General features: G+C 62.4%; 16 protein-coding genes. 5 read left to right on the top strand and 11 right to left on the bottom strand.

The window, feature by feature from the left end; translation table 11 throughout:
* Positions 1–151: 151 nt before the first annotated feature.
* The 3 genes from HNQ71_RS15290 to HNQ71_RS15280 all read right to left on the bottom strand — a co-directional run bounded on the left by HNQ71_RS15290 (position 152) and on the right by HNQ71_RS15280 (position 3309).
* The gene (locus HNQ71_RS15290) at positions 152–748 is read right to left on the bottom strand and encodes a LysE family translocator (RefSeq protein ID WP_184873413.1); all 597 of its coding nucleotides are present in this window, start codon (positions 746–748) and stop codon (positions 152–154) included.
* A gap of 119 nt (positions 749–867) precedes the next feature.
* Positions 868–1443 (bottom strand): acetolactate synthase small subunit, encoded by a 576-nt coding sequence (ilvN, locus tag HNQ71_RS15285; RefSeq protein ID WP_013894763.1) that lies wholly within the window; start codon positions 1441–1443, stop codon positions 868–870.
* Positions 1444–1527: 84 nt separating this feature from the next.
* Positions 1528–3309, bottom strand: a complete 1782-nt coding sequence (locus HNQ71_RS15280) for an acetolactate synthase 3 large subunit (RefSeq protein ID WP_184873412.1) — start codon at positions 3307–3309, stop codon at positions 1528–1530.
* A 440-nt stretch (positions 3310–3749) separates the two neighbouring features.
* Here HNQ71_RS15280 and HNQ71_RS15275 point away from each other — a divergent pair, with 440 nt between their 5' ends.
* On the top strand, positions 3750–5552 hold the full coding sequence (locus tag HNQ71_RS15275) for an NAD(P)/FAD-dependent oxidoreductase (protein WP_184873411.1): 1803 nt from the start codon (positions 3750–3752) through the stop codon (positions 5550–5552).
* Between the two features lie 263 nt (positions 5553–5815).
* Here HNQ71_RS15275 and tmpB read toward each other — a convergent pair whose 3' ends face one another.
* Together tmpB and tmpA are read right to left on the bottom strand one after the other, a co-directional pair.
* The gene (gene tmpB, locus HNQ71_RS15270; protein WP_184873410.1) at positions 5816–6400 is read right to left on the bottom strand and encodes a (R)-1-hydroxy-2-trimethylaminoethylphosphonate oxygenase; all 585 of its coding nucleotides are present in this window, start codon (positions 6398–6400) and stop codon (positions 5816–5818) included.
* Positions 6397–7548 (bottom strand): 2-trimethylaminoethylphosphonate dioxygenase, encoded by a 1152-nt coding sequence (gene tmpA, locus HNQ71_RS15265; protein ID WP_184873409.1) that lies wholly within the window; start codon positions 7546–7548, stop codon positions 6397–6399. Before tmpA ends, tmpB begins: the two co-directional genes overlap by 4 nt.
* Positions 7549–7665: 117 nt before the next feature.
* On the opposite strand from tmpA, the gene HNQ71_RS15260 reads away from it, so the two are divergent.
* Complete coding sequence (locus HNQ71_RS15260; RefSeq protein WP_184873408.1) at positions 7666–8550, top strand: LysR family transcriptional regulator; 885 nt, start codon at positions 7666–7668, stop codon at positions 8548–8550.
* 4 nt (positions 8551–8554) lie between these two features.
* Here the strand turns inward: HNQ71_RS15260 and HNQ71_RS15255 are convergent, their stop codons facing one another.
* From HNQ71_RS15255 to HNQ71_RS15245, 3 genes are read right to left on the bottom strand one after another with little or no spacing between them, the layout of a single operon-like run.
* Positions 8555–9082 carry a GNAT family N-acetyltransferase gene (locus HNQ71_RS15255; RefSeq protein ID WP_184873407.1) on the bottom strand — a complete coding sequence of 176 codons (528 nt, stop codon included), beginning with the start codon at positions 9080–9082 and terminating at the stop codon, positions 8555–8557.
* A 42-nt stretch (positions 9083–9124) separates the two neighbouring features.
* Positions 9125–9433, bottom strand: coding sequence for a hypothetical protein (locus HNQ71_RS15250; protein WP_184873406.1), 309 nt, complete (start codon positions 9431–9433; stop codon positions 9125–9127).
* A gap of 4 nt (positions 9434–9437) precedes the next feature.
* Positions 9438–10001 carry a helix-turn-helix domain-containing protein gene (locus HNQ71_RS15245; RefSeq protein WP_184873405.1) on the bottom strand — a complete coding sequence of 188 codons (564 nt, stop codon included), beginning with the start codon at positions 9999–10001 and terminating at the stop codon, positions 9438–9440.
* 155 nt (positions 10002–10156) lie between these two features.
* Here HNQ71_RS15245 and HNQ71_RS15240 point away from each other — a divergent pair, with 155 nt between their 5' ends.
* Positions 10157–11989: an ATP-binding protein gene (locus HNQ71_RS15240; protein WP_184873404.1), complete on the top strand. Its 1833-nt coding sequence runs from the start codon at positions 10157–10159 to the stop codon at positions 11987–11989.
* Between the two features lie 215 nt (positions 11990–12204).
* Here the strand turns inward: HNQ71_RS15240 and HNQ71_RS15235 are convergent, their stop codons facing one another.
* Complete coding sequence (locus tag HNQ71_RS15235) at positions 12205–12996, bottom strand: GGDEF domain-containing protein (protein ID WP_184873403.1); 792 nt, start codon at positions 12994–12996, stop codon at positions 12205–12207.
* Positions 12997–13125: 129 nt separating this feature from the next.
* A complete protein-coding gene (miaA, locus tag HNQ71_RS15230) occupies positions 13126–14070 on the bottom strand; it encodes a tRNA (adenosine(37)-N6)-dimethylallyltransferase MiaA (RefSeq protein ID WP_184874357.1) in 945 nt (314 codons plus the stop codon).
* Between miaA and serB the strand changes: the two genes are divergently transcribed.
* Positions 14060–14947 (top strand): phosphoserine phosphatase SerB, encoded by an 888-nt coding sequence (gene serB / locus HNQ71_RS15225; protein WP_184873402.1) that lies wholly within the window; start codon positions 14060–14062, stop codon positions 14945–14947. The two genes, miaA and serB, sit on opposite strands and share 11 nt — an antisense overlap.
* On the top strand, positions 14944–15516 hold the full coding sequence (locus HNQ71_RS15220) for a GNAT family N-acetyltransferase (protein ID WP_184873401.1): 573 nt from the start codon (positions 14944–14946) through the stop codon (positions 15514–15516). Before serB ends, HNQ71_RS15220 begins: the two co-directional genes overlap by 4 nt.
* Before the next feature lie 48 nt (positions 15517–15564).
* Here HNQ71_RS15220 and HNQ71_RS15215 read toward each other — a convergent pair whose 3' ends face one another.
* Positions 15565–17082 carry a DegQ family serine endoprotease gene (locus HNQ71_RS15215; protein ID WP_184873400.1) on the bottom strand — a complete coding sequence of 506 codons (1518 nt, stop codon included), beginning with the start codon at positions 17080–17082 and terminating at the stop codon, positions 15565–15567.
* Positions 17083–17320 lie beyond the last annotated feature (238 nt).

Genomic DNA, 17320 nt, shown 5'->3' with positions numbered 1-17320 from the left:
GCCGCGATTTCGCCGAATAGATAGGACACGCCTTTGTCGGAAAAGGGCCAAAACACGGCATTACGAAGATTTAATGTGCACTGCACAATGGATGTGCAGCAGACCAAGGTGGGTGGAGATTCAGGTCAGGCCGGCCTGAATGTCGACAGGCCTAGCGAAGCATAGGCCACAACGTCGCCGCCAGAAGCACGCCCATGGCGATGTTGAACCATTTGAGCCGCACCGGGTCCGACAGGAAACCGCGTAGCGCGGTGCCGAAACCCGCCCATACCGAGACGCTCGGCAAATTGACGACGGTAAAGGCCACCGAGATCAACACCACCGACAGGAACGGATGCTCCGGATTGGTGTAGACGGCCATGGCGGTGATCGCCATCACCCATGCCTTGGGGTTGACCCACTGGAACGCCGCCGCATCGATGAAGCGCATCGGCTGCCCCTCCGCCTCACCCTTGCCGGCAAGCGAACGCGACATGGCGATCTTCCAGGCGAGATAGAGCAGATAGGCGCCGCCGGCGATCTTGAGTGCCGTATGCAGGATCGGAAACGCGGTCAGCACCGCACCCAGGCCAAGCCCAACCGCCACCAGCAGCACCAGAAAACCGATGCTGATGCCCAGCATGTGTGGAACCGTCCTGACGATGCCGAAATTCACCCCCGATGCCAGAAGCATGAAATTGTTCGGCCCCGGCGTGATCGACGTCACCAAGGCATAGACGAGCAGGGCAAGGAATGCGTCAAGCGACATGATATCCTCCCAGACACGTCAGCATTATTGTCTCTTTTCGGCGGCCGCACAAAGACCAGTGGCCGGTTTATGGCAGAGCCAGACCTACGCTTGTCAAAGATTTGGAAGGCCCGCCGTGCCTACATCCCCTGCGGGCCGCGGTTCATCGCCGCCACGCCGGTGCGGCAGATCTCGACCAGGCCGAGCGGCTTCATGATGGCGATGAACTGGTCGAGCTTGGAACCCTTGCCGGTGATCTCGAAGATGAAATGCTCCGTGTTGGCGTCGATGACGCTGGCGCGGAAGGCGTCGGCCAGCCGCAGCGCCTCGACGCGGGCCTCGCCGGTACCGGCAACCTTGACCAGCGCCAGTTCCCGCTCCAGCGGCCGCTCCTGGCCGAACTCGTGCGAACGCACGGTCAGGTCGACCACGCGGTGGACCGGCACGATGCGCTCGAGCTGATGCTTGATCTGCTCCAGCACATGCGGCGTGCCGCGCGTCACGATGGTGATGCGCGACAGGTGCTTCTCATGCTCGGTCTCGGAAACGGTCAGGCTCTCGATGTTGTAGCCGCGCCCGGAGAACAGGCCAATGACCCGGGCGAGCACGCCCGGCTCGTTGTCGACCAGCACGGAAAGCGTGTGGTTCTCTGGCCTTTCCGTCTCCTTGGCGATGAAGTAGGCGGAGCCCGTGGGCTGTAGGTGCTGTGCGTTCATGACGTGAATCTCGATTTCAAACTTCTGAGCTAATTCTCTGTTTGCGCACGGCTTCTTGCGACAGCCCTGCCTCGGCTGGGCGCACTACACCAGTTCCCTGCCCTTGGCGTCGATGGCGTTGGCCACCGCCTCGTCGGTCGCCTCGTCGGGCAGCAGCATCTCGTTGTGTGCCTTGCCCGACGGGATCATCGGGAAGCAGTTGGCAAGTGTCGCCACGCGGCAATCGAACAGCACCGGCTTCTTGACCGCGATCATCTCCTTGATCGCATCGTCCAACTCGTCCGGCTTCTCGCAACGGATGCCGTGGCCGCCATAGGCCTCGGCCAGCTTGACGAAGTCCGGCATCGCCTCTGTGTAGGAATGCGACAGCCGGTTGCCGTGCAGCAGCTGCTGCCACTGTCGCACCATGCCCATATACTGGTTGTTGAGGATGAAGATCTTGATCGGCGCGTCATGCTGCACGGCCGCGCTCATCTCCTGCATCGTCATCTGCACCGACGCATCGCCGGCAATGTCGATGACCAGTGCATCGGGATGCGCGATCTGCACGCCGAGTGCCGCCGGCAGGCCATACCCCATCGTGCCCAGCCCGCCTGACGTCATCCAGCGGTTCGGCTTCTCGAAATGATAGTGCTGCGCCGCCCACATCTGGTGCTGGCCGACCTCGGTGGTGATGTAGGTGTCCATGCCCTTGGTCAGTTCGTAGAGCCGCTGGATGGCGTATTGCGGCATGATCACGTCGTTGTTCATCTTGTAGGCGAGTGAATCGCGCGCACGCCATTTGGCGATCTGCTCCCACCAGGGGTAGAGCGCCTTCTTGTCGGCCTTGGCGGTCGCCCGCCACAGCCGCACCATGTCCTCCAGCACCCGGCCGACATCGCCGATGATCGGCACTTCGGTGTGGACGTTCTTGTTGATCGACGACGGATCGATGTCGATGTGGATCTTCTTCGAGTTCGGCGAGAACGCGGTCAGCCGCCCGGTGATGCGGTCGTCGAAGCGCGCACCGATGCAGATCATCACGTCGCAATCATGCATGGCCATGTTGGCTTCATAGGTGCCGTGCATGCCCAGCATGCCCATCCAGTTCTTGCCCGATGCCGGATAGGCGCCGAGCCCCATCAGCGTCGAGGTGATCGGGAAGCCGGTGAGATCGACCAGTTCGCGCAGCAGATGGCTCGCTTCCGGGCCTGAATTGATGACGCCGCCGCCGCTATAGATGATCGGCTTCTTGGCGCCGGCCATCAATTCGACCGCCGCCTTGATCTTTTCCAGGTCGCCCTGGAGCTTCGGCTGATAGCTGGTGCGCGGCGCGATCTGCGGCGAGACGTAAAAGCCCCTGGCGAACTGCACGTCCTTCGGGATGTCGACCACGACCGGACCGGGACGGCCGGTGGTCGCGACATGGAAGGCCTCGTGAATCGTCGCGGCGAGCTCGTTGACGTCCTTCACCAGCCAATTGTGCTTGGTGCAGGGGCGCGTGATCCCGACCGTGTCGCATTCCTGAAAAGCGTCGGAGCCGATCAGCGAAGTCGGCACCTGTCCGGTCAGGCAGACCAGCGGGATCGAATCCATCAGCGCGTCCTGCAGCGGCGTCACCGCATTGGTGGCGCCGGGTCCCGATGTCACCAGCATGACGCCGGCCTTGCCGGTCGAGCGCGCATAGCCTTCGGCCGCATGGCCGGCGCCCTGCTCGTGGCGGACCAGGATGTGCTCGACCTCGTCCTGTTGGAAAATCTCGTCGTAGATCGGGAGTACCGCGCCGCCCGGATAGCCGAAGACGTGCTTGACGCCATTGTCCTTCAGCGCCTGCACCACCATTTCGGCGCCCGTCATTTCGCGCCGCTCACTCTGTCCGTTGCTCATCGGTCTGGTCCCGTACTGCCGCCATCTGGCGATTGCTGGTCGTTTAGTCGTGTTTCAGGCAATAAAAAAGGCCCCCGAGGGAGCCTGTGTGTGCGCATGGGAGGTTTTCGCCCGGCGGTTACACCGCCTTGCCCACGCGCTTTCCTACGAGAATGAGTGCCGTTTTCATGGTGGCGGACATTAGAATTGGTTTTACGCCGCTGTCAACGGCGAATCTGAGTGACATGAACCCGCAGCAAAGGGGCCGGCTCTCCTCTTCGGCACCGGCAAGCCATCACCGGAAATCCCATGGGGTTCCCGATAAGGCATTGAAAACACGCCAAACTATTGGAGGGCGTGACGCTGCGGAGCTTTTGAAGAAATACTCCGCTCATCACGGACAACTCAGTCCGGCCAAATCGCTCGATCGAGAAGCGATCACAATCCAAGGAGGAAAGCTGATGCTCGACAAGGCCCCTAACAAGAAACTGTCCGACCTGCTCGACCAATTCGGCGCCGCCCTGGCCGCCAACGACATCGAAAAGGCGGTCAATTGCTTTCAGGAGGACTGTTACTGGCGCGACCTCGTCACCTTCACCTGGAACATCAAGACCATGGAGGGTCGCGACCAGGTCCGCGACATGCTGAAAAGCCAGTTGTCGAAGACCAAGCCATCCCACTTCGCCATCGCCAAGGGTGAGGACGCGACCGAGAGCGGCGGGGTGATCGACGGCTGGATCAGCTTCGAGACAGAGGTGGCGCGCGGCTTCGGCCATATCAGACTGAAGGACGGCAAAATCTGGACGCTGCTGACCACCATGGTCGAACTGAAAGGCCACGAAGAGCCGGCGGGTTTCGCGCGACCAATGGGTGCCAAACACGGCTCGGGCAAGAACCGTGCGACATGGAAGGAAGAACGCGAGAAGGAAGCCGCTGAGCTCGGCTTCAAGACGCAGCCCTACACGGTGATCATCGGCGGCGGCCAGGGCGGCATCGCGCTCGGCGCGCGGCTGCGGCAACTCGGCGTTCCCACGATCATCATCGAGAAGAACGAGCGGGCCGGCGACAGCTGGCGCAAGCGCTACAAGTCGCTCTGCCTGCATGACCCGGTCTGGTACGACCATCTGCCCTATATCGATTTCCCAAAGAACTGGCCGGTCTTTTCGCCCAAGGACAAGATCGGCGACTGGCTGGAAATGTACACCAAGGTAATGGAGCTGAATTACTGGTCCTCGACCGAGGCCAAGAGCGCGTCTTACGACGACAAGAAGAAGGAATGGACGGTCGTAGTCCACCGCGACGGCAAGGACATTACGCTGAGGCCGAAGCAGTTGGTGCTGGCTACGGGACAATCCGGCAAGGCCAATATGCCGAAATTCAAAGGCATGGAAAACTTCAAGGGCGATCAGCATCACTCCTCGAAGCACCCCGGTCCCGACGCCTATGCCGGCAAGAAAGCTGTTGTCGTAGGCTCGAACAATTCCGCCCACGACATCGCCGCGGCACTTTGGGAAGCAGGCGCCGACGTCACCATGGTGCAACGCTCGACCACGCATATCGTCAAGTCCGACACGTTGATGGAAATCGGGCTGGGGTCGCTCTATTCGGAACAGGCGGTGCAAAGCGGTATGACCACAGCCAAGGCCGACCTCGTCTTTGCCTCCCTGCCCTACAAGATCCTGCACGAATTCCAGATTCCGGCATACGCCGAGATGAAGAAGCGCGATGCAAAATTCTACACGGGTCTGGAGAAGGCCGGCTTCATGCTCGATTGGGGCGATGACGATTCGGGCCTGTTCATGAAGTATCTGCGGCGTGGTTCGGGCTACTACATCGATGTCGGCGCTTCCGACCTGATCATCGATGGCTCGATCAAGCTGAAAAGCGGTGTCAACGTGGCTGAGATCAAGGAGCACTCAGTGCTGCTCAGTGACGGCACCGAGTTGCCCGCCGATGTCATCGTCTATGCCACCGGCTATGGTTCGATGAATGGCTGGGCGGCCGACCTGATCTCCAGGGACGTCGCCGACAAGGTCGGCAAATGCTGGGGACTCGGCTCGAACACCACCAAGGATCCCGGTCCATGGGAGGGCGAATTGCGCAACATGTGGAAACCGACGCAGCAGGAAGCACTGTGGTTCCATGGCGGCAATCTGCACCAGTCGCGACACTATTCGCAGTTCCTGTCGCTACAGTTGAAGGCTAGGCAGATAGGCCTGCCGACGCCGGTCTACGGGCTGCAAAAAGTCCACCACAAGGGATAGTCAATTAAGGTAACCAAGCGAGGTGCGGCGAATGCCGCACCTCCATCCATATCGTTGTCAATTGCGAATGGGCAAAGCTTCGACCCCGTTGGGGCTTACTGGCCGCATCGAGACGACGTGGCTCGCCGGGAGGGGCGCTCAGCGACGCTGCAGGAGCGCCTGCTGTATGCTCGCGCTCCCTACAATTGTCGGACCTATGTGGGGTCACCCCACCTTGCCCGTCGAAACAGAAACACATCTGTGCCTCCGGGTAGGCGCCGCCGTCAGGCGCGACCGCGAAAGTCGCGAACGACCCGCTGCAGCAGCGGCACGTAATCGCGGAACGTCCGTGTCTTCATGTTGGCGATCTTGCCGCTCTCATCCCAGATGCGAACCCGGACCGCTTCCTGATGGAAAGGATTCTTGCGGAACTCGGCCACCTCCTCGGCGCTCATCGGCCCGCCCTGCAGCGACAGCGTATGCACCGAGGCCTGCGACAGCTTGCCGAAATAGCTCGGATCGGTGGCGCAGAGATAGCGCTTGGCCGAAACATGCAGCCTGACGCATTCGACGATGACCGGCGGAAAGAACGGCGCCAGCACCGCGCCGCCGGCTTCGTCATGATGCTTGTCCTCGACATCCTCTGGCGAATAGGTGCCGAACTCGCTGGTGTAGTGGCCGATGTCGTGCAGCAAGGCCGCCGCCACCAGCTCGTCCGGCGCACCGTCCTGCTCGGCGAACCATGCGCCCTGCAGCATATGCTCCGACATGGTGACGGGCTCGCCGAGATAGGATTCCGCGCCCCGGCGTTCAAAGATGTCGGCGATGAACTCGACGATGTTGTCCGCGTTCAGGTCCTGGCCGTTCATTCCGCCGCCTCCTTGAACCCGTGTTCGATCGCTGCGAGCGTCGACAGCAAGCCGTCCTTGTCTGCGTAGCAACCCTGCAGCCAGCGCTTGCCGGTGCCGGAAAACGCCTTGCGGGCATGCATGACGCGCGTGTTGTCGACGATGAACGCCTGGCCCGCTTCGAGCTTGAAAGTCACTTCGAAGGATGGATCTTCGATCAGCTCGGCAAACCGGCGATACGCGGCATAGTACGCCTCCATGTCCGAGAACGGCACGTCGACCGTCGGCGCCAGCGAACGGTTGTTGAAGCGGATGCAGATCAGCTCGCCGTCGGGCCCGAGCTCGATCATTGGCCGCTTCGCCCGCAGCCGCTCGCAGGAAGAGCCGGCATATTCGAAACGAGCCGGGCATGAACTCAACAGCCGGAAGCCTTCGGGGTTTTCAGCCTGCAAGGCGGCCGCGACCGCAAACCCGTCGACGACGCTGGACTCGCCACCTTCCACCGTATTCTCGATGCAGGACAGGATCTGCAGCGTCGGCACCGGATCGCGATAGGGATTGTCGGTGTGCGCCTGGAGGCCAAGATTGGTGTAGGCGAGATTGCTGGGATTGACCTCGGCGCGCACTTCGAACCAGCGGCCGTAATTGGTCTCCCTGATATAGCCGAACAGATCGGACACATTGCAGAGCGCCCCGGATTCGGCCGGCAGGTCGTCCATCACCGCGAAGCCATAGGCTTTCACCGCCGACAGCCATTGCCGCAAGACATCGCGGTCGCGGCTGGCAGCTGGGTAGCCGGCGCGCGGCACGGAATTCTGCATCGTCGCCTTGGTCCAGCGCACTGTGTCCTCGCCTGTCCAGCCGGCTAGGCGGGCCGCGCCGCGATCATAGGCATTGGCGCTTAGCCACTTTGAAGGAAAGCTCACCGTCTTTCCTTCCGGCACGAAGCTGACCTCGAGGGCGTCGCCCTTGATCGACGCCGCGCCGATCTTCGTCTCAGCCGGAATGTCGAGGATGGTGATGAGCCGTTGGCCATTGCCGGCACTGCGCGTCTTGTCGTCCAGCGCATTGTCGCGCAGCCACATGGCGTGAAAGCGGGTGCGCGTCCCGTCCTTCCAGCCAAGTTCGATGGTTTTGCCTTCGTCGCCGATCAGCGCGTGGGTGAGCATGGAGATCTATTCCTGCAGCTAGGCCTGCGGTCCGATCCGCAGGTTTCGATTGCATGTTGACCGCGCGAAAGGCATAATTCAAATTATCGTTTTTTGGCCAATGACCTTAAATATGTAATGGGTCGAACAAACCCGCCCCTGCCTCCGCTTGACTGGCTGCGCAGTTTCGAGGCTGCGGCGCGGCTGTCGAATTTCACCGCCGCGGCAACCGAGCTTGGCCTGACCCAGGCGGCGGTCAGCCAGCACATCCGGCTTCTCGAAGAACGGCTGAAGACGCGTCTGTTCTCCAGGCTGGCGCGTGGCGTCGCGCTGGCGCCGGAAGGCGCGGCTTACCTGCCCCACATCCAGTCGGCTTTCGCCACCATCGGCAACAGCACCGCGGAATTGTTCGAGCCGCGCGCCGTCCAGACCGTGACCGTTCGAGCACCGATCTCCTTTGCCCTGCTGATGATTGTTCCGGCCCTGCCCGATCTGGCGAAGGCATTGCCGCGAATCCAGCTCGACCTGGTGACGATCCACCGACCGGCCGACTACGACCTGCCGGGCTCGACGCTCGACATCCGTTTCGGCAACGGGTCCTTCCCTGGACGTGAAGCCGACAGGCTGACCGCCGAGCGGCTCGTGCCGGTGGCTGCCCCGGCCCTGGCCGGCGACGCCGACTGGACACCGCTGCCGCTGCTTCTGGTCGCCGGCGCGCGCGAGATGTGGGCGGAATGGTTCGCGGCCTCAGGGTTGGCGGGCCACCCCCGGCGATCGCATCGCTTCGACAGTTTCGTTGCCGCGATGGAGGCGGCCAGGGCCGGTGCCGGCGTGCTGCTGGGCTCGCGGCCGCTGGTCGATACCGCGCTCGACAGGAGGACCCTGGTCAGGCTTTCCGACTTCGAACTCTCCAGCACCTCGGGGCATTTCCTGACCAAGGCGTCGACCGCGCGCCTGACCAGCGCCGAGCAGGATTTCCGCCAGTGGCTGCTGTCGCGCCTCTCTGGTTCCGGGCCGGCGTGACGGGTTACGAGACTGGCCCGATACGCTTCCAGTAGAGGAGCGTTCCGGTCAGCCCACCATGCGGCTTCAAGGCATAGTCCGGTATCTCGCCTGCGAGCGTGAAACCGAGCTTCTCGTAGAGGCCTGAAGCACCCTCCTCCGTCGCCGTATCGAGAACCAGCAGCGTGCGCCCCTTTTGAGCGGCCAAGCTCTCGGCGGCTCGCATCAGGCGCGTTCCCACGCCCCTGCCCCGGTAATCCAAACGGGTCATCAGCTTGGCGATCTCGGCCCGGTGCGGCTGGTTGGGCGGACAGTCGAGCAATAGGGTGACAGTGCCGACCAGGACCTCGCCGTCCCAGGCGCCCAGGACCGCCCTTTCCCCTCTTGCCGCCGCTGCCAGCGATTTCTGCCAGAATAAGCTAGCCGCTTCCGGTGCCAGCGGATGCATGAAACTGACCGATCCACCGGCCGCTACCGTCGCGACCAGCAAGTCGGCCAGCATCTCCTGCGTCGCCGCAGCCGGGGTGAGTGTTTTGATCTCGATCGAGTTCATGCGTGTGACGTCCTCATTGCGATGGCACGACTGAAGCGGCCGTCAGTCCAGGTGGCGCACACGGCGCCGCTTTCGGGCCGCCTTGATGGCGCCGATGCGTTCGGTGTCTTCTTCCCGGAGATGCCGCCCGCGTTCCAGAATCTCGAGCGTGTATTCCTCATAAGTCAGGCCCAGCCGCTCGGCCTTGTCCATGCGCAGCAGCATGACTTCGCGGCTAGGCGCTTTCCACGCCTTGGCATGGGCGGCCTGCCAGGCAAGGAAGATGTAGGGATCGCCCTTGCCCCATGGCGGGCCCTTGTACTCGTCAAGAGGCGGCCCCCCATTGTGGGAGCGCTTCGGTCGTCTGGCCATGAGTTCAACCCCTGACCAGCGCGACGAGGTAGTCGGCGCCGGGTTCCAGGGCGTGGAAGGTGCAGTCCGACGGCGCACCGAGCGCCAGGCAATCGCCAGGGTCGAGTTGGTGCACCACATCGCCCTCGACGAACTCGAGCCGTCCCGAAACCAGCCATATCTGCTGCTTGATGAAAGCATAGGACGCGGCGGGAAAACTGACCCTGGCGCCCGCCGGCAACTGGACCCTGATCAGTTCCAGCGGCATGTCCGAGGCGGGCGACAGATGCCGCCTGACATAGCCCGTATCGGGGTCGCGCCACACCGGTTGGTCGGCCGCGCGCAGCAGCCCGCCGCCTTGCAATTCGGCGCGCGCGATGAGGGTCGACAGTGTCATGCCGAAGGCCGACGCGATGCGCACCAGAAGGGCCGCCGTCGGGCTGGTCTTGCCGCGCTCTATCGTGCTCAGCATCGCCTTCGACACAGCGGAGCGCTCCGCCAGCTCGGCCAGCGACCAGTCCCGTATGGTCCTTTCGGCGTGTATCCTTCTGCCGATGGTCGAGGAAATATCGTTCGCTATATCATCCATATGTCCATTATAGCGAAATATCGATTCCGGAGAAGAGGCGTGTCGCGACAATTTTCACAGGCTGCTTAAGCCTCTCTACACCATCCAACCTCATCCCGCCTTAACCCCGTTCCTGTAAGGTCGATGCTCCAGGGGAAATGGGGATTGGCCTGTCCATGTATGTCGAACGCGAAGCCTCCGTTGGAGAACCGACATTGCAGGAGCGCCGCAACGCGGAACAGAACGACAGGCGCATTCTGGGCAACGTCGTACAATGCGACGGTGCGCGCGCCACCATCAGCGCCTTTGCGGACGATATTGACGGCGCGGTGACCGGCCTGTGGACGGTCGGCAAGATGATTTCCATCAATCTGGGATCCACGCGAACCGTCGGCCTGGTCTACGGGATCGGCAAATCGGACCGCGCCTGGAGCAATGAAGGTCAAAACCCGATCGAGGTCAGCATCGAGCTTATCGGCGAAGTCCGCGACGGAGCAGAGCCGGGCGCTAAGCCGATCTTCGATCGCGGTATCACCACCTATCCGCATATCGGCGCCATCGCCCATCGCATCCGCACCCGTGACCTGCAGGCGGTGTATGATCTGGCCGGGCGTCATTCGATCACCATCGGCACACTCTCGCAGGACGAGACGATCGCCGCCAACATCGCCATCGACGATACGTTGGCGCGTCACTTCGCCGTTGTCGGCACCACCGGTGTCGGCAAATCCACCGCCGTCTCCTTGCTGCTGCGCAAGTCGATCGCGGCGCGGCCGGACTTGCGCATTCTGATCCTCGATCCGCACAACGAGTTCGCCGCGTCGCTGCCCGAGTATTGCGTCAGGGTCGATTCCAAGACGCTCGACCTACCGTTCTGGATGTTCAGGCTGGAGGAATTCGCCGAGGTGCTGTTCCGTGGCCGCGAGACGGTGCCGGAAGAGATCGACGCGTTGCGCGACCTCATCCCCGCCGCCAAGAACCTTTACCGCAACCCGAATTCTGGCAGCTACATCAGGCGCGGCAGCGATGCGCTGACCGCCGATACGCCGGTGCCTTACCGCATCGCCGACCTCATCAAGCAGATCGACGAGCGTATGGGCATGCTCGAAAGCAAGACCGATCGCCCGACGCTGAAATCCCTGAAGACGCGCGTCGAATCGGCGGCGGCCGACCCACGCTACCGGTTCATGTTCAACTCGCGCCTGATCGAGGACACCATCCACGAGACGATCGGCAACCTCTTCCGCGTGCCGCATCATGGCCGCCCGGTGACCTGCTTCGAGATGGCCGGCATGCCGTCCGAAGTGGTCAATTCCGTCTGTTCGGTGCTGGCGCGCCTGGCCTTCGACCTCGCTTTGTGGAGCGAGGGCAAGCTGCAGCTTCTGCTTTTGTGCGAAGAAGCGCACCGCTACATGCCGGCCGACCCGCGTCTCGGCTTTGCGCCGACAAGGCACGCGCTGTCGCGCATCGCCAAGGAAGGCCGCAAATATGGCTGCTATCTCGGCGTCGTCACCCAGCGACCGGGCGAGCTCGACCCGACCATCCTGTCGCAATGTTCGACCTTCTTCGCCATGCGACTTGCCAATGAGCAGGACCAGGCGATCATCCGCTCGGCGATTGCCGACTCCTCGGCCTCGACGCTGGCTTTCCTGTCGTCGATGGGCCAGCGCGAGGCCATTGCCTTTGGCGAAGGCGTGGCGACGACGATGCGGCTGAAGTTCGAAAAACTATCCTCGGAATTGATCCCCGGCACCAACAAACGCGAAGAAGCCGCATCAAAAGCCGGCGAGGATGTCGACCTGGTGGCAATCGTCGAGCGGCTGCGCAACGTGCCGAAACCAACGCAGCAAGCGATGGCCTTCGCCGAAGTCGTCGATTCAAGTCGCCAGGCCGGCGATCCCGACTACCGCAAGCCACCAGCCACCAGCCGCGTGCAATCGGATGACGATTTCGACATGCGCTACGGCCTCAAGCCTGCGACCTTCGGCCTGCGCCCGCAAAACGACTGAGCCGGCATTCGGCCGACCCGACTTGGAGCCACGTCAACTTTCAAGGGCGGGGGCTTCGTTCGCATGCCTGGGTAAATCCCGTCACGGAATTCGTCAGGCTGAGTCGATTGGTGTCGACTTCGAGAACCGGAGCGGAGCGGACATTTAGTCCGTGAGCATCGGAAGCACAGAAGCCGGCATCAAACGGCCGGCTTCACGAATTCAATGATGGGATTTTAGGCGCAGACGCGGTTGCGGCCTTGCCTCTTTGCCTCGTAGAGCTGGCGGTCGGCGCGGCGATAGAACTCCTCCGCCGTTTCCTTACGGTCCCAGACAGCCAGACCGACGCTGGTGGTGATCTTGAGCCGGACATTGCCGGAGAGCACCGACATGTTGGCGACCGCCTTGCGGATGCGCTCGGCAAACTTGCCCAGCAGTTCGGCGTCCATGTTGGGCGTGACCACGGCGAATTCCTCGCCGCCCAGCCGCGCCACCACGTCGTGATAGCGTGTCATGTCCTTGAGGCAGCTCGCGACGGCCTTGAGCACCTCGTCGCCGACGTCATGGCCATGGGTGTCGTTGACCTGCTTGAAATGGTCGAGGTCGAGGATCATCAGCCCGACGGGCTTTTCGATGCGGCGGAACTCCTCGAGATATTCCTTCAGCGCGTCGTCGAAATAGCGCCGGTTCTGCATGCCGGTCAGGCCGTCGGTCAGGGCGGCATGCTCGAGTGTCTCCGAGCGGGCGCTGAGCGAAACCGTCATGGCGCGCAGCTTGCCTTCCTCCGTCGCCTGTTTGCGGATCAGCGGATAGATGAAGAAAATGCCGAAGAACAGCGCAGTGGCCAAAAGCACGCCGGTCGCGAACAGAAGCTTGTTGAGATAGATGACCTTGTCCATGCCCGAAGCCGAATGCAGCTCGGTGGCGAAGGATTGCAGCAGTCCATAGGCATGCAGCGTCACCAGGCCGGCGGCCAGGATCACGAAAATAAAGACGAAAAATGCTGATTCCGCCTTGTGGAAACGCATCTGCTCCCCAATGGAAAAGTGCCCACTGACCTTATGGCATGGGCGGGCTTACGGAGGGTTAATTTGGACAACCACAACGGGAACTTTACCTTGCATATAAACTTTTCAGGTTGCAATGGAAACAGGCGATCAAATCGTGGTTTCCAGATCGTCACCGGGCCGCAATCTTTGCCATTCCGAGCCCAGTTGATGCCTGAACCAGGTCGTTTGCCGCTTGGCATATTGCCTGGTTGCGATCTTGGAGCGCTCGATCGCCTCGGGAAAGCCAATGTCTCCAGCCATCGCGGCCTGCAGTTCGCGAACGCCGATCGCTTTCATCGCCGGCAATTCGGGGTCGAGGCCTAGCGCCGATAGCTGCTTGACCTCGTCCAGCGCTCCCTTGTCCAGCATCTGGTCGAAGCGCTTTTCGATGCGGTCGACCAGCGCCGCCCGGTCCGGCTCGATCACGAAGAAACGGGCGCTCTGTCGGTCGATGAGCGGCCGGCCGCGCTCGGCCTGCCATTCCCGGATCGAACGGCCCGACGCGTCGAGCACCTCCAGTGCGCGCACGATGCGCTGGCTGTCGGTCGGCTTCAGCATCATGGCAGCCGCCGAATCCTCGCGCAGCAGCAGGCCGTGCAGCTTGACGGCGCCCTGCTCCTTCAACTCATAGCGCCAGCGGTCACGAATCCGCTGCGGAATGTCGGGCATTTCCGAAATACCCTCGGCAAGCGCACGGAAGTAGAGCCCGGTGCCACCTGCAAAAATAACAGGCTGTCCGGAGAGCGTACCGTCCTCGATCAGCTTCATCACATCGCGCAGCCACGCGCCGGTGGAATAGGCCGTGGCCGGGTGGACATGGCCATAGAGAAAATGCGGCGCGCGGGCGAGGTCGGCCGCCCCCGGCCGGGCGGTCAGCACGTCGAGCACCGAATAGCCCTGCATGGAATCGGTGTTGACGATGACGGCGCCCTTGCGCTCGGCCAGCTCGAGCGCAAGGGCCGACTTGCCGCTGGCGGTCGGCCCGGCTATCAGGATCGCGTCCTTCACGCGGCCCTCGCCCGCCTGTCCGCCGGAATTGTCCATGCCGCTCATCGCCACGCTTGTTTCCCGTCCCGCCGATCGCGCTTTGTCGCTATCGCTTGCGAATATGGCGTCACGCTCGGTCGGCGCAAGCGCTGTTGTCTGGCTTGCCGACGGGATTGCCTGCGATCTTGCCTTGCCGCCGGAGGCTGACGCCGCCGGGACAAGTGCCGCCCTGCGCGCAGCACTCGCCACTGAACCGGTCGACGTGATCGTCCAGCAGGCGGAAACCCGCCGCAAGAAGATCCTCATCGCCGACATGGATTCGACCATGATCGACCAGGAATGCATCGACGAGCTGGCCGACGAGATCGGCGTCAAGGATCATGTCGCCGCCATCACCGCGCGATCGATGAACGGCGAGATCGCGTTTGAACCTGCCTTGCGCGAGCGGGTGGCGTTGTTGAAGGGCCTCGACGCCGCCGTGGTCGACCGCATCGTCGCCAATCGCCTGACGCTGGCCCCTGGCGGCGGCGCGCTGGTGCGGACCATGCGGGCCCATGGCGCCTGGACGGCGCTGGTGTCTGGCGGGTTCGAGGTGTTCACGACGCGCATCGCGGCCATGCTTGGCTTCCAGGAGAATCGCGCCAATCGCCTACTCGAACAGAACGGCCGCTTCACCGGGCTGGTAGGCGAACCAATACTCGGCCGCGCCGCCAAGGCCGATGCGCTGATCGAGATTTCGACACGCCTCGGCCTGACGCCGACTGACGCGATTGCCGTCGGCGACGGCGCCAATGATCTCGACATGATCCGGCTGGCTGGCACCGGTGTCGCCCTCCATGCCAAGCCGACGGTGGCGGCACAGGCAAAGGTTCGCATCGACCACGGCGACCTGACGGCATTGCTCTATGTGCAGGGCTACAGACAGGAAGAGTTTGTGCAATGAAACCAATGCGTACCGAGCGCTTGATCCTGCGCAACTGGGAAGATCGCGATCGCGAACTGTTCCACCGGATCAACTCCGACGAACAGGTGATGGAATTCTTTCCGTTCCGCCGCACCCGCGCGCAGGCGGACGCCAAGATGGACGAGGTCCGCGCCTGGGTCGATGAGGACGGCTATGGCTTCGCCGCGGCCGAGATTGCGGCCACGGGCGAGTGCATCGGCTTTGTCGGGATAACCGGGACAGAAGACATCGACGTGCTACCCGACGGTACGATCGAGATAGGCTGGCGTCTCGCCCCGGAATTCTGGGGCAAGGGCTACGTCACCGAGGCGGCCGAGGCCTGGCTCGCCTACGGTTTCGAAACGCTCGACCTGGACGAAATCGTGTCTTTCGCGGTCTACGACAACCATCGCTCCACCGCCGTCATGAAACGCCTCGGCATGAGGTTCGACCCGGCTAGCGATTTCGACCATCCCGACGTCCCTGACAGCCACCCGGCGCTCAAGCGGCATGTCCTCTACAGATTGTCGCGCAAGGACTGGCAGGCAAGAAAAAAGGCGGCTCAATAGCCGCCATTTTTCTTCTCAAAATCAGGGCACTACAAGCCTTTCCGGACTTCAGTCCATCCGGATCGTCACGAACCTGAGCTCACCGGTCTTCGACGCCAGCATCAGCAGCGCGTTCTTGCGCCCTTGCTCCTTCAAGGCGCCAATCCGGTCCATGACGTCCTTGGGCGTGGCGACCGATTCCTGTGCGATCTCGGTGATCACTTCGCCCGGCTGGATGCCGCGTTCGGCGGCAGCCGAATCCTTGGTGACATCGGTGATGACGACGCCGGAGACATCAGCGGCAATGCTGAACTTCTTGCGTGTCTCGTCGTTCAGTTCGCCGACGGTCATGCCAAGCACCGAAGCCGTCGAGACGGCCGGAGCCTTGTCACCCTTGTCCTTGTCGGTGTTGCTGCCGTCCTCGCCGCTGGCGAGCTTTTCGCCATCCTCGAGCCGGCCGAGCGTCACCTTCACGGTCTGCTCGACGCCCTTGCGCACGATCAGCACGTCGACAGCCTTGCCGACCGGGCTTTCGGCGACCACGCGCGGCAGGTCGCGCATTTCATGGATGTCCTTGCCGTCGAATTTGAGGATGACGTCGCCGGCCTGGATGGTGCCGTTGTCGACCGGGCCGCCCTTGATGACGCCGGCGACCAGCGCGCCCTTGGCAGTCGCCATGCCGAGGCTCTCGGCGATGTCGTCGGTCACCGGCTGGATGCGCACGCCGAGCCAGCCGCGCCGGGTCTCGCCGAACTGGCGCAACTGGTCGACGACGCCGGAGGCGAGTTGCGAGGGGATGGAGAAGCCGATGCCTATGGAACCGCCGGACGGCGAAATGATCGCGGTGTTGATGCCGATGACCTCGCCGGCGCTGTTGAACAGCGGACCGCCGGAATTGCCGCGGTTGATCGCGGCGTCGGTCTGGATGAAATCGTCATAGGGACCGGAATTGATGTCGCGGTTGCGTGCCGAAACGATGCCGACCGTCACCGTGCCGCCGAGGCCGAACGGATTGCCGATCGCCATGACCCAGTCGCCGACACGCATCTTGGTGGAATCGCCGAACTTCACCGCCGTCAGCTTGTGGCCCTTCGGATCGACCTTCAGCACCGCGACATCGGTTTTGGTGTCGGTGCCGACCAGCGTCGCCTTCAAGGTGATGCCGTCGGAGAAATTGACTTCGATGTCGTCGGCATCGGCGATCACGTGGTTGTTGGTGACGACGATGCCTTGCTCCGCGTCGATGACGAAGCCGGAACCCAGCGACTGCACTTTCTGCCCGCCATTGTCCTTGTCGCCGCCACGGTTCTTGAAGAAATCGTCGAAGAAATCCTGGAAAGGCGAACCTTCGGGCAACTGCGGCATCGGCACCGCGCCCGGACCTTCCGTGCCCTTCACAGTCTGCGAGGTCGAGATGTTGACCACCGCGCCGAGCAGGCCTTGAGCGAGGTCGGCAACCGAAGCAGGTGCGTCGGCGGCAAATGTCGGCGTCATGAAGGATGGGGCAGCGACGGCGCTGACAAGAAGTGCTGCCGCGCCGGCGATCAGCGTCCGCCGTGCCGCGCGCAAAAGGGTGTTGGATGTCATCGAGAAGCCTCCCGGTATTCTTGAAAAGAAAAGCGCTTCGACGAAAACGCCGCGTCGCGCCATGTTGGCAAAAAATACGGCACGTTTGCGGCTATGACTATCGGCAGAGCATAAATCATCCGTTATCCCAGGATCGAAGTTCGTATCCCAGGATCGAAGTTCGTATCCCAGGATCGAAGTTCGTATCCCAGGATCGAAGTTCGTATCCCAGGATCGAAGTTCGTATCCCAGGATCGAA

This window comes from Mesorhizobium sangaii (genome assembly GCF_014207355.1).
GTDB classification, from domain to species: domain Bacteria; phylum Pseudomonadota; class Alphaproteobacteria; order Rhizobiales; family Rhizobiaceae; genus Mesorhizobium; species Mesorhizobium sangaii.
This window is presented reverse-complemented; position numbering and strand designations above follow the sequence as displayed.

Excerpts from the sequence above, each read along its gene's own strand:
- HNQ71_RS15240 (WP_184873404.1), top strand. The coding sequence starts at position 10,157 with ATGTATGTCGAACGCGAAGCCTCCGTTGGAGAACCGACATTGCAGGAG.
- miaA (WP_184874357.1), bottom strand. The coding sequence starts at position 14,070 with ATGAGCGGCATGGACAATTCCGGCGGACAGGCGGGCGAGGGCCGCGTG.
- HNQ71_RS15215 (WP_184873400.1), bottom strand. The coding sequence starts at position 17,082 with ATGACATCCAACACCCTTTTGCGCGCGGCACGGCGGACGCTGATCGCC.
- HNQ71_RS15235 (WP_184873403.1), bottom strand. The coding sequence starts at position 12,996 with ATGCGTTTCCACAAGGCGGAATCAGCATTTTTCGTCTTTATTTTCGTG.
- ilvN (WP_013894763.1), bottom strand. The coding sequence starts at position 1,443 with ATGAACGCACAGCACCTACAGCCCACGGGCTCCGCCTACTTCATCGCC.
- HNQ71_RS15250 (WP_184873406.1), bottom strand. The coding sequence starts at position 9,433 with ATGGCCAGACGACCGAAGCGCTCCCACAATGGGGGGCCGCCTCTTGAC.
- HNQ71_RS15255 (WP_184873407.1), bottom strand. The coding sequence starts at position 9,082 with ATGAACTCGATCGAGATCAAAACACTCACCCCGGCTGCGGCGACGCAG.
- tmpA (WP_184873409.1), bottom strand. The coding sequence starts at position 7,548 with ATGCTCACCCACGCGCTGATCGGCGACGAAGGCAAAACCATCGAACTT.
- HNQ71_RS15280 (WP_184873412.1), bottom strand. The coding sequence starts at position 3,309 with ATGAGCAACGGACAGAGTGAGCGGCGCGAAATGACGGGCGCCGAAATG.
- HNQ71_RS15220 (WP_184873401.1), top strand. The coding sequence starts at position 14,944 with ATGAAACCAATGCGTACCGAGCGCTTGATCCTGCGCAACTGGGAAGAT.
- HNQ71_RS15290 (WP_184873413.1), bottom strand. The coding sequence starts at position 748 with ATGTCGCTTGACGCATTCCTTGCCCTGCTCGTCTATGCCTTGGTGACG.
- HNQ71_RS15245 (WP_184873405.1), bottom strand. The coding sequence starts at position 10,001 with ATGGATGATATAGCGAACGATATTTCCTCGACCATCGGCAGAAGGATA.
- tmpB (WP_184873410.1), bottom strand. The coding sequence starts at position 6,400 with ATGAACGGCCAGGACCTGAACGCGGACAACATCGTCGAGTTCATCGCC.
- serB (WP_184873402.1), top strand. The coding sequence starts at position 14,060 with ATGCCGCTCATCGCCACGCTTGTTTCCCGTCCCGCCGATCGCGCTTTG.
- HNQ71_RS15260 (WP_184873408.1), top strand. The coding sequence starts at position 7,666 with ATGGGTCGAACAAACCCGCCCCTGCCTCCGCTTGACTGGCTGCGCAGT.
- HNQ71_RS15275 (WP_184873411.1), top strand. The coding sequence starts at position 3,750 with ATGCTCGACAAGGCCCCTAACAAGAAACTGTCCGACCTGCTCGACCAA.